15 protein-coding genes are annotated in these 10,562 nt (G+C 68.0%); 10 read left to right on the top strand and 5 right to left on the bottom strand.

What is annotated here, in order from left to right; genetic code table 11:
- Positions 1 to 240 (top strand): PLP-dependent transferase (locus tag B2U11_RS03945; protein ID WP_292070092.1); only part of this gene is annotated, 240 nt, incomplete at its 5' end.
- Between the two features lie 59 nt (positions 241 to 299).
- Positions 300 to 1,541, top strand: a complete 1,242-nt coding sequence (locus B2U11_RS03950) for a mechanosensitive ion channel family protein (RefSeq protein ID WP_292070093.1) — start codon at positions 300 to 302, stop codon at positions 1,539 to 1,541.
- Between the two features lies 1 nt (position 1,542).
- On the opposite strand, the gene B2U11_RS03955 is transcribed toward B2U11_RS03950, so the two are convergent.
- Together B2U11_RS03955 and B2U11_RS03960 are read right to left on the bottom strand one after the other, a co-directional pair.
- A complete protein-coding gene (locus B2U11_RS03955) occupies positions 1,543 to 2,235 on the bottom strand; it encodes a TorF family putative porin (RefSeq protein WP_292070094.1) in 693 nt (230 codons plus the stop codon).
- 35 nt (positions 2,236 to 2,270) lie between these two features.
- The gene (locus B2U11_RS03960; protein ID WP_292070095.1) at positions 2,271 to 3,203 is read right to left on the bottom strand and encodes an NAD(P)H-dependent flavin oxidoreductase; all 933 of its coding nucleotides are present in this window, start codon (positions 3,201 to 3,203) and stop codon (positions 2,271 to 2,273) included.
- 325 nt (positions 3,204 to 3,528) lie between these two features.
- Between B2U11_RS03960 and queF the strand changes: the two genes are divergently transcribed.
- Positions 3,529 to 3,990 (top strand): preQ(1) synthase, encoded by a 462-nt coding sequence (gene queF, locus B2U11_RS03965; protein ID WP_292070096.1) that lies wholly within the window; start codon positions 3,529 to 3,531, stop codon positions 3,988 to 3,990.
- Positions 3,991 to 3,995: 5 nt separating this feature from the next.
- Here the strand turns inward: queF and B2U11_RS03970 are convergent, their stop codons facing one another.
- The gene (locus tag B2U11_RS03970) at positions 3,996 to 4,862 is read right to left on the bottom strand and encodes an MBL fold metallo-hydrolase (RefSeq protein WP_292070097.1); all 867 of its coding nucleotides are present in this window, start codon (positions 4,860 to 4,862) and stop codon (positions 3,996 to 3,998) included.
- Between the two features lie 71 nt (positions 4,863 to 4,933).
- Here B2U11_RS03970 and B2U11_RS03975 point away from each other — a divergent pair, with 71 nt between their 5' ends.
- From B2U11_RS03975 to B2U11_RS03990, 4 genes are read left to right on the top strand one after another with little or no spacing between them, the layout of a single operon-like run.
- On the top strand, positions 4,934 to 5,266 hold the full coding sequence (locus B2U11_RS03975) for an ArsR/SmtB family transcription factor (protein WP_292070114.1): 333 nt from the start codon (positions 4,934 to 4,936) through the stop codon (positions 5,264 to 5,266).
- 4 nt (positions 5,267 to 5,270) lie between these two features.
- Entirely contained in the window at positions 5,271 to 5,807 is a 537-nt protein-coding gene (locus B2U11_RS03980; protein WP_292070098.1) for a rhodanese family protein, read from the top strand.
- 16 nt (positions 5,808 to 5,823) lie between these two features.
- Positions 5,824 to 6,594, top strand: a complete 771-nt coding sequence (locus B2U11_RS03985; RefSeq protein WP_292070099.1) for a sulfite exporter TauE/SafE family protein — start codon at positions 5,824 to 5,826, stop codon at positions 6,592 to 6,594.
- A gap of 34 nt (positions 6,595 to 6,628) precedes the next feature.
- Entirely contained in the window at positions 6,629 to 7,495 is an 867-nt protein-coding gene (locus tag B2U11_RS03990; RefSeq protein WP_292070101.1) for a DUF817 domain-containing protein, read from the top strand.
- Here B2U11_RS03990 and B2U11_RS03995 read toward each other — a convergent pair.
- A complete protein-coding gene (locus B2U11_RS03995) occupies positions 7,492 to 8,154 on the bottom strand; it encodes a DedA family protein (RefSeq protein ID WP_292070102.1) in 663 nt (220 codons plus the stop codon). The genes B2U11_RS03990 and B2U11_RS03995 overlap by 4 nt on opposite strands.
- A gap of 71 nt (positions 8,155 to 8,225) precedes the next feature.
- On the bottom strand, positions 8,226 to 8,819 hold the full coding sequence (locus B2U11_RS04000) for a nitroreductase family protein (protein WP_292070103.1): 594 nt from the start codon (positions 8,817 to 8,819) through the stop codon (positions 8,226 to 8,228).
- Between the two features lie 45 nt (positions 8,820 to 8,864).
- On the opposite strand from B2U11_RS04000, the gene B2U11_RS04005 reads away from it, so the two are divergent.
- From B2U11_RS04005 to B2U11_RS04015, 3 genes are all read left to right on the top strand, one after another.
- Positions 8,865 to 9,491 carry an NUDIX domain-containing protein gene (locus B2U11_RS04005; RefSeq protein ID WP_292070104.1) on the top strand — a complete coding sequence of 209 codons (627 nt, stop codon included), beginning with the start codon at positions 8,865 to 8,867 and terminating at the stop codon, positions 9,489 to 9,491.
- Between the two features lie 20 nt (positions 9,492 to 9,511).
- Positions 9,512 to 10,339: a serine O-acetyltransferase gene (cysE, locus tag B2U11_RS04010; protein WP_292070105.1), complete on the top strand. Its 828-nt coding sequence runs from the start codon at positions 9,512 to 9,514 to the stop codon at positions 10,337 to 10,339.
- 65 nt (positions 10,340 to 10,404) lie between these two features.
- On the top strand, positions 10,405 to 10,562 hold a 158-nt coding region (locus tag B2U11_RS04015; protein ID WP_292070116.1), incomplete at its 3' end, for a DUF3126 family protein.

The raw sequence follows: 10,562 nt of genomic DNA on the forward strand, positions 1-10,562 counted from the left end.
GTGCTGGACGGCGACCTGGAACGGACCCGGCGCGTGCTGGAGCGGGTTCAGGTCTTCACCCTGGCGGAATCGCTGGGCGGCGTCGAAAGCCTGGTGAACCACCCGGCCATCATGACCCATGCCTCGGTGCCGAAAGAGGTGCGCGAGAAGGGCGGGATCACCGACAGCCTGATCCGCCTGTCCGTGGGCGTGGAAGACGTGGACGACCTGATCGCCGACCTGGACCAGGCTCTGGGCTGACGGCGGCGCGTCGCCGCGCCGGGGTTCAAATCGCGGACGGCATTGCCTAGGTTGGCGCCATGCCTGATTTCAACGCCATGCGGGATCGCCTGGCGGAGTACCCGGTCGCGGAGACGCTGATCGGGCTCTGTCTTCTTTTGCTCGCCGCCTTCGTCGCCGACTTCGTGGTTCGGCGTGTCCTCATCCGCCTGCTGCTCAAGCTCATCGACCGGGGCGGGCGGACCGACATGGACGATCTGCTGAAGCCGGTCGTCGGGACGCTGGCGCGGATCGCGCCGGCCATCGTCATCCACCAGGGCATCGCGGCCGTCCCGCACCTGGCGCCGGTGGTGGTCAAGCTGACGCAGAACGTGGCCAACGCCTTCGCCATCGTGGTGGTGGTGATGGCGCTGGCGGCGTCCATGGACGTGGTCAACACCCTGTATTCGCGGTCGCCGCGCGGCCATCGGCGGGTCATCAAGGGCTATCTGCAGGTTCTGAAGATCGTCTTTTACGCCATCGGTTCGATCCTGGTGATCGCCACGCTGATCGACCGGTCGCCGCTGCTGCTGCTGTCGGGGTTGGGGGCTTTGGCGGCGGTGCTGATGCTGGTGTTCAAGGACACCATCCTGTCGCTGGTGGCCTCGGTTCAGCTGAACTCCAACGACATGCTGCGGGTCGGCGACTGGATCGAGATGCCCCAGGTCAACGCCGACGGCGATGTGATCGACATCGCCCTGCACACGGTCAAGGTCCAGAACTGGGACAAGACCATCACCACCATCCCCACCTGGCGGCTGATCAACGAAAGCTACAAGAACTGGCGCGGGATGCAGGAGAGCGGGGGGCGGCGGATCAAGCGGTCGCTGCTGATCGACCAGACCAGCGTGCGCTTCCTGACCGAGGAGGAGCGGGGGCGGATGCGGCGCTTCCTGCTGATCGACGACTACCTGGCCGACAAGGCGGCGGAGCTGGAGCGCTGGAACGCCGAACTGGTCGCCAGCGGCCGCGATCCGGTCAACATGCGACGCTCGACCAACATCGGGGCCTTCCGCGCCTATGTGGAGCAGTACCTGACCAACCATCCCCGCATCCGCAAGGACATGACCCTGCTGGTGCGCCAGCTGCAGCCGACCGAGACGGGGCTGCCGCTGGAGATCTACTGCTTCACCTCCACCGTGGCGTGGGGCGAATACGAAGCGATCCAGTCCGACATCTTCGATCACCTGCTGGCGATCCTGCCCGAGTTCGGCCTGGGCCTGTATCAGCAACCGGGCGGCGCGGACGTGGCCCGCGCCCTGGAAGCGCTGCGCGCGGCCTGACCTAGAAGGCGTAGGCGACCTTGGCGACCAGGGCGCTCTTGTACTGGTCGCCGAACTCGGTCGCGTCGGTGTCGTACCAGCGCACGTCAAGGTCCAGGGCGTCGGTCAGGCCGTAGGTCACGCCGGCGTTCCAGGCGGTGTAGTCCGGGGCGTTGTCCTGCTCGCGGCGGCCCAGGGCCACGGTGGCGCCCAGGCGGTTCGTGAAGGTCCAGCCGACGCGGCCCTCGACCCAGGTGAAGGCCTCGGTGGAGCCGGCGGCGTCCGGCGAATACTGGACCAGCAGGCGGCCGCGGGCGGGACCGATGGCGCGGCTGGCCGAGGCCGAGAACTCCACCGTGTCGTCATCGTAGCCCGCATTCGCATCCAACCGGTTCTTGTAGGCCACGTTGAAGTCGAAGACGTAGCCATAGGCTTCGGGCGCATAGCCCAGCGCGATCTCGGCCTCCACGTCCGATCCGCCGGCGTCGATCGTTTCGGCGGCCGGGGAGATGTAGAAGCGGCCGTCGGCGCTTTCCCAGGTGGCCGAGCCGAAGACGTAAGGATCGTTGCCGGACTTGGAGGCGCCCTTGGAGCGGTTGTCGGTGCCGGCGCCGACCTCGAACGACCAGGGGCTGGCGGACTGGGCCAGGGCCGGGGCGGCCCCCAGCGTCGCGAGGGCGAAGGCGGACAGGCAGAGCAGGGCGGTCTTGGTCATGATGGCTCCAACGCGCGAAAGGGGCGCGCGAGCCCTTAGCGCGCTCCGGCCTTGATGGCGAATTGATCCGTAGCCTGAGCGAACTCTTTTCGCAGGCGCGCGACCAGGTCTGCGGTCGGCACGATGTCGTGGATGGCGCCCGCGCCCTGGCCGGCGGACCAGACCGTCTTCCAGGCCTTGGCCTCGTCGCCCATGTCCAGCTTGTGCTCGGGCAGGTGCTTGGGGTCGACGCCGTTCTCGACCAGGGACTTGATCATGAAGTTGGCCGGAATGCCCGAGACGGCCGGCGTATGGACGATGTCGGCCGAGCCGCTGTCGACGATCATCTGCTTGTAGTGCTCAGACGCCAGGGCCTCGGTCGTGTTGATGAAGCGGGTGCCCATATAGGCGAAGTCGGCGCCCATCATCAGGGCGGCGGCCACGTCCTGACCCGTCGAGAGGGCGCCGGCCAGGATGATGGTCCCGTCGTAGAACGACCGCACCTCGTTGATCAGGGCGAACGGATTGACGATGCCCGCATGGCCGCCGGCGCCCGCCGCGACCAGGATCAGGCCGTCGACGCCCGCCTCGGCCGCCTTGCGCGCATGACGGACGTTGGCGATGTCGTGGAAGACCACGCCGCCATAGCCGTGCACCGCCTCGACCACGTCGCGCACGGCGCCGAGCGAGGTGATGATGAGGGGCACCTGCTCCTCGACCGACACCATCATGTCGGCCATCAGGCGCGGATTGGTGGGGTGGACGATGTGGTTGACGCCGAAGGCGGCGGCCTCGGGCTTCAGCCGGGCCTTGATGTCGCGCACCCACTCCCGATAGCCCTCGGTCGTGCGCTGGTTCAGCGACGGGAAGGTCCCGATCACGCCGGCGTTGCAGGCCTCGACCACCAGGTCCGGGCCGGACACCAGGAACATGGGCGAGGCGATGACCGGCAGGGTCAGACCCTTTTGCAGCGAAGCGGGAATGGCCACGGGCGTCTCCTATGGGTTTCGTTTCGCTACGGATAGCGGGCTGTCGCCGGGGAAGGCAATCGTCAGGATTTCAGACGGTGGGAACAAAAAAGAGAGTCTGAATAGTCTGAATAGTGCGAAATCGGAGCGCTCGCGCGGGGGCGGCCGATGCAGGCTCGCGATTATGACACGGTTTGAGAGGGCGCCAGGTCGATTGAGAAGGCGACGCCTCAAGTCCTTGGATTCGCTGGACACGGTCGCCGGAATTGCGATGTCTGGCGCATCGACAGCCTGCGCCGAAGGCGGGAGGATTTTCAGGGGCGGCGCAAGCGACTACATGGGCGGCATGACGCACTATACCGAAGGCCTCAGCCAGCTGGGCGCCCAGACCGCCGCGCCGACCAGCCCCGAAACCGCCGTGCTGGAGCGGGTGCCGAACCCGCATGCCGACACCCTGTATCTGGCCCGGTTCACGGCGCCGGAGTTCACCAGCCTGTGCCCGGTGACGGGCCAGCCCGATTTCGCCCATATCGTCATCGACTATGCGCCGGGCGACTGGCTGGTCGAGTCCAAGAGCCTGAAACTGTACCTGACGGCTTTTCGCAACCACGGCGCCTTCCACGAGGACTGCACCGTCGCCATCGGCAAGCGGCTGGCGGACCTGCTTGAGCCGAAGTGGTTGCGCATCGGCGGCTACTGGTATCCGCGCGGCGGCATCCCCATCGACGTCTTCTGGCAGACGGGTCCGGCGCCGGAGGGGCTTTGGCTGCCGGACCAGGGCGTGCCGACGTATCGCGGGCGGGGCTAGGTCCCTCAGATCGTGTTCAGGGGCATCTTCAGATACTGACGACCGTCGGCTTCGGGGGGCGGCATGGCTCCGGCTCGAATGTTGATCTGGAGCGAGGGCAGGATCAGTTGCGGGGCCTTCAGCGTCGCGTCGCGGGCCTGGCGCATGGCGACGAAGTCGTCTTCGGACACGCCCCCGCCGATGTGAATGTTATGGGCGCGCTGATCGCCCACGGTGGTCTCGAACCGATAGTCGGTGCGATCTGCGGGCAGATAGTCGTGGCCCACGAAGACCCGTGTCTCGTCAGGCAGGGCGAGCAGTTTCTGGATCGAACGATACAGGGTGCGCGCATCGCCGCCGGGAAAGTCGGCGCGCGCGGTGCCATAGTCGGGCATGAACAGGGTGTCGCCTGTGAAAAGGGCGTCGCCGATACGATAGGTGACGCAGGCTGGCGTGTGGCCGGGCGTATGGATCACCTCCACCGTCAGATCGCCAAGAGCGAACGTATCGCCATCAGCATGAAGCCGGTCGAACACGATTCCGTCCGGGGTCACGTCATGGGCGTCGAACAGCGGGCCGAATATCGATTGAACCGCCGTGATCCGCTCGCCGATTCCGATGGGCACACCCTGGCTTCGGCGCAGATGGTCGGCTGCCGTCAGGTGGTCGGCGTGGGCGTGGGTTTCCAGGACCATGGCCAAGGTCAGCCCTGCCTCTCGCAACACGCGCATCACGGCGTCGATCGAGCCGGTCGAGGTCCGCGCGGAGGCGGCCTCATAGTCCAGCACCGGATCGATGATCGCGGCCTGTCCGGTATCTGGGTCGCTGACCAGATAGGTGACGGTATGGGTCGCCGGGTCGAAGAAACCTCGGACGTCGGGATGTGCAGCCATAGGAGGAGCTCCTTTCGACCCTCAATATATTAGCGATTGATTATTTAGCAAGTTCGAATATATTGCCGCTCATGCTCGATCCCCACGCCCTTCCGCTCGAACTGTTTCAGGCAAGCGCCGGCCAGGCCGCGGGCCTGTTGCGGGCGCTGTCCAACGAAAAGCGTCTGATGGTGCTGTGCCAGCTGGGGGACCGCGAACTGTCGGTGGGACAGCTTCTGCCCGTCGTTGGCCTATCTCAGTCGGCGCTGTCCCAGCATCTGGCCCGGTTGCGCGAAGAGGGGCTGGTCGACACTCGCCGGGAAGGCACCACCGTCTTCTACCGCATAGTCGATCCTTCGGTTCTGAAGGTCATCGCCGTGCTGGCCGAGATTTTCTGCCCTCCGCTTTCACACGACAAGGACTGATCCCATGACGACCCTCACCCCTCTGAAGCCCGCCGACGTCGCCGAGCGCCTTAAGAAGCGCCGGGCGGTGCTGATCGATATCCGTGAAGCGGACGAGTTCGCGCGCGAGCGTGTGTCGGGGGCCGTGCACGCACCCCTGTCCCGGATCGACGCTTCGGTGCTGGAACGCCACGCGGGGCGGGACGTGATCTACACCTGCCGGACCGGCAATCGCACAGGCGTGAACGGCGTGAAGCTGGCGGGCTGCGCGCCTGGCGAAGCCTTCGTCCTGGAGGGCGGTCTGGACGCCTGGAAGGCGCAGGGCCTTCCGATCCATGCGGATCGCTCCCAGCCCATCGAACTGATGCGCCAGGTTCAGATGACGGCCGGCGGGCTGGTTCTGATCGGCGCGGCTCTGGGTCTGCTGGTGCATCCCGCGTTCTGGGGGCTGGCGGCGTTCGTTGGCGCCGGACTGTTCTTCGCGGGAGCGACGGGCTTCTGCGGAATGGCGCGGCTCTTGGCGGCCATGCCATGGAATCGCAAGGCGCTTGGGGCCGTGTGACACCATGACGACCGACATGATCCCGCTGCTACTGGCGGTTGTGAGCGGCGGTGTGGTGGCGCTGCTGTTAACGTTGTTCGGCGGCGGCGGGTCGGTGCTGGCGGTTCCGCTGCTGCTCTATGTCGTCGGCGTCGCCGATCCCCATATCGCCATCGGGGTGGCGGCGGCGGGCGTGGCGCTGAACGCCCTGACGGCTCTTGCCGGTCATGCCCGCGCCGGACGCGTGCGCTGGCCGTGTGCGACCCTGTTCGCGACGACGGGGGCCGCCGGAGCGTGGGTCGGCTCGTCGCTCGCCAAGATCATCGACGGCCATCAGCTACTGTTGATCTTCGCGGCCGCCATGGCGGCGGTCGCCATATCGATGCTGCGCCCCGGCGTGGCCGTCGTCCGGGCCGAGCCCCGGCTGAACTGGGCGATGTCGCCGCGCGTCAGCGTGGCCGGCGCAGGGGTGGGATCAGCTGCCGGCTTCTTTGGCATCGGCGGCGGGTTTCTGGTCGTCCCGGGGCTGATGGCGTCCACGGGCATGAGTCTGGCCACCGCACAGGCCACATCCTTGCTGAGCGTGGCCGCGTTCGGCGCGACGACGGCGGGGAACTATGCCCTGTCGGGATGGATCGATCCCGGCCTAGTCGCCGCCATGGCCGTCGGGGGCGCCGTCGGGACCTTGGCGGGACTGCCGCTCGCGCGTCGTCTGGGCGCCAAGGCGGCGCTGGGCCGGACGCTGTTCGCCGGGCTGATCCTTGTCGTCGCCGTCTATGTGGCGTTCAGGGCCGTGGTCGAGCTCTAGCGGCGGTGAGCGGCGATCGCGCTAAGCTTGTCTCGTGATCGAATCGCCTCGTCCTCTCCCGCTCGAAGCCTGGGGCCGCCGCCTGCTGACGCGCGCCCAGGCGTGGGCCGACCGGTCCCGTCTGAGGGGATACGCCTTCGAGTTCCTTTGGTTCGGGCTGAAGCAGGGGTGGGCGTGTCTGTTCGGGGGGCTGATGCTGGCCTTGATCGTCGGCACCTTCCTGTGGTGGCCCGAGACGGCGCCGATCAGCCGTTACGACTTCCTGTGCGTGGGGGCGGTGCTGATCCAGGCGGCGATGCTGACCTTCCGGCTGGAGAGCTGGGAGGAGGCGCGGGTGATCTTCCTGTTCCATGTGGCGGGGACGGTCATGGAGCTGTTCAAGACGGCGCACGGGTCGTGGGTCTATCCCGAGGATTCGCTGCTGCGGATCGGGGCCGTGCCGCTGTTCTCGGGCTTCATGTATGCGGCGGTGGGCAGCTATATCGCGCGGGTGCAGCGCATCTTCCACATCCGGGTGCGGCGCTATCCGCCGCTGTGGACGACCTGGGTGCTGGCGGCGGCGATCTACGTCAACTTCTTCGCCCATCACTGGCTGCCGGACGTGCGGATCGCGCTGTTTCTGGCGACGGCGCTGCTGTTCGGGCCGGGGTGGTTCTATTTCACGGCAGATCGGCGGCGGCGGGGGATGCCGCTGCTGATGGGCTATGGGCTGGTGGCGCTGTTCATCTGGTTCGCCGAGAACCTGGGCACCTTCGCGCGGGCCTGGACCTATCCGGGGCAGGCGGCCGGATGGGAGATGGTGTCGCTGGGCAAGCTGGGGAGCTGGTTCCTGCTGATGATCATCTCGGTGGTGCTGGTGTCGATCGTGCACCGGCCCGAGCCTGAGCCTGAGCCCGCCTAACGGCTGCTGAGGGCGCCGCGCAGGATGGCCGAGCGGCGCGCCATCCGCGCCTTGACCAGGCGATAGACGATGGCGACGGCCAGGATGGCGACCGCGATGACGCCCACCAGCAGGGTCGGGCCGTGCGCCTCGGTCAGAAGCTCCAGCCGGGCCAGGCCCTGGGCGGCCAGGTAGCCAGGCGCGAGCATGGCCAGAACCCAGACAACGGCCGAGGCGACGTTGCCGAACTGGAAGGCGCGCTGGCGCATCCGCACGATCCCCAGCATCAGCGGCACGAAGGCGCGCAAGGGGCCGAAGAAGCGGCCGACGAAGATCGACAGCACGCCGTAGCGGCGGCAGTAGAGCCGGGTCCAGGCGATGCGGCGCCGGTGCGGGGCGAACATCGGCTGACGCAGGAAGCGCACGCCCAGCCGCCGACCGCCCCAGTAGGACAGGGCGTCGCCCAGCACGGCCCCAACGATGCAGCCGACCACGACGTTGACCGGGTCCAGCACGCCGGCCGCGATCAGGCCGCCGGCCGCCACCAGCAGCCCCGTCGCGGGCACGAAGGCGCCGACGATCGCCAGCGATTCCAGGAAGGTGATCAGCCCCAGGATGACCCCGGCCCATAGATGGTTGCGGGCGATGAAGTCGCCGGCGGCTTGCAGCAGGGAATCCATGTCACGGCCTTGGGGGAGGAAGGCGGTGTCGGTCGAGGCGAATCCGACAAGGGCGACCTTATGCCGCCGCCTTACGGCAAACGCGTGACCTTCAGCGACAAATCGGGCCGGGGGCGTTCCAGGGCGGGTTCGGCCAGGGTTCCGATGTGGATGAAGCCGGCGACGGTCTCGCCCTCCTGCACGCCGAACAGGGCGGCGGCCTGGGCATCGTAGCTGTACCAGTCGGTGATCCAGCTGGCGGAATAGCCGAAGGCGCCCGCCGCGTGCTCCAGGTTCATGCAGACGGCGCCGGCGGACAGCTGCTGCTCCCACACCGGCTTGGCGTTCGGGACGGGCGTCGAGATCACCAGTATGGTGACGGGCGCGGCGGTCAGCTTGGCCAGCACGGCCTGGTCCTTGGCGGGTTTGTCGCGCAGCTCGGCCAGGACGGCCAGCTGCTCGGCGATGCGGGCGCGGGACTGGGGGCCCAGGACGACGAAGCGCCAGGGAAACAGCTTGCCGTGGTCCGGGGTGCGGGCGCCGAGCGTCAGGATTTCGTCGATCTCGGCGTCGGACGGACCGGGGGCGGTCAGCGCCTGGGCCGGGGCGGAGCGGCGCTCGGCCAGGCGGCGGCGCAGGTCGGCCGAAGGGACAGGCGGGGGCAGGGGCTGATTGAGTTCGACCATGCGGCCTAGCTAGGCTTTCGTCCCGCCGTCCGCCATACCCGCAGCATGAAGCACGCGAACGAACCGAAGTGGGCGGCGGGGCTGGCCAAGCCGCCGGCCTGGCGCAACGGCGGTGAGAAGACGCTGTTCGAAAACCCGTGGCTGCGGCTGACCCGCCATCCGGCGACGGCGCCGACGGGCGCGGCGGCAGACTATGTGGTGATGCGGCCGAAGAACGTGGGGACGGGCGTACTGCCGATTCACGACGACGGGACGGTGACGCTGGTCGGGCAGCAGCGCTTCGCCCTGGCCAACTATTCCTGGGAGATGCCCGAGGGCGGGGCGCCGCTGGACGAAGATCCGTTCGACGGGGTGCGGCGCGAACTGGCCGAGGAGGCCGGGCTGAGGGCCGAACACTGGCTGCCCGCGCTGACGATGGAGCTGTCCAACTCCATCACCGACGAGATCGCCATGACCTGGCTGGCCTGGGGGCTGAGCCCGGCGCCGACCGACCCGGACCCGACCGAGGTGATCACGGTGGCGCGCGTGCCCTTCGTCGATCTGCTGGAGGAGATCGGGCGGGGGACGGTCAGGGACGCCATGACCGTGGCGACCGCCTACAAGGCCTACCATATGGCGGTGACCGGCGAACTGCCCGAGACGCTGGCGCGCGCCTTGCTGGGGCGGCTATGATGTCGTCGAAGGAGCCCGCGATGGCCAAGCTGGAGATTGTCGCCGAAGCCGACGGCCGCGAGCTGTGGAGCCAGTTGCGCGCCTCGGCCGAGGCGGCGGTGCGCGAGGAGCCGCAGTTGGGCTCGCAGATGAACGCCGTGATCCTGTCGCACGACGACCTGGCCGGCGCGCTGAGCTTCCAGATCGCGCGCAAGCTGGCCGATGGCGAGATGGGGGCCATGTCGGTGCGCGAGGTGTGCCTGAGCGCCTACGCCGCCGATCCGGCCGTCGTGGCGGCGGCCGAGGCGGACCTGAGGGCCGTGGCCGAGCGCGATCCGGCGATCCGCAACCTGCTGCAGCCGTTCCTGTATTTCAAAGGCTTCCAGGCGCTGCAGGGCTGGCGCGTGGCGCACTGGCTGTGGACCCAAGGGCGCGAGACCCTGGCCTTCCATTTTCAGAGCCGCATCTCGGAGCTGTTCCAGCTGGACATCCATCCGGGCGCCCAGATGGGCAAGGGGCTGTTCCTGGACCACGGCACCGGCATCGTCATCGGCGAGACGGCGGTGGTCGGCGACGACGTGTCGATGCTGCACAATGTGACCCTGGGCGGCACGGGGGCCGAACGCGGCGACCGCCATCCCAAGATCGGCAAGGGCGTCCTGCTGGGCGCGGGGGCCAAGGTGCTGGGCAATATCGCGGTCGGCGACTACGCCAAGGTGGCGTCCGGCTCGGTGGTGCTCAAGCCCGTGCCGTCGGGCTGCACCGTGGCGGGCGTGCCCGCGCGGGTCGTGGGCTGCCCCACCGCCGCCGAACCGGCCCGGACCATGGACCACACCCTGGCGGACGTGGTGTACGACTTCGTCATCTGACGGGTTTCCCTGAACCGCCGACTTCTCTAGGGTCCGCGGCCAACTCCAGACCATCGAGGCCCGCCGTGAAAGACACCGACCTGAAGCGCATCGAGGGCCACCTCAAGCGCACCTTCAACACCGGCGGCATCATCCTGAAGCCGCGCCCCAAGCAGAACGATTCCGCCGAGGTCTATGTCGGCGACGAATTCATCGGCGTCGTCTTCGAGGACGAGGACGAGGA

Source organism: Brevundimonas sp. UBA7534 (assembly GCF_002479325.1).
Lineage (GTDB): Bacteria > Pseudomonadota > Alphaproteobacteria > Caulobacterales > Caulobacteraceae > Brevundimonas.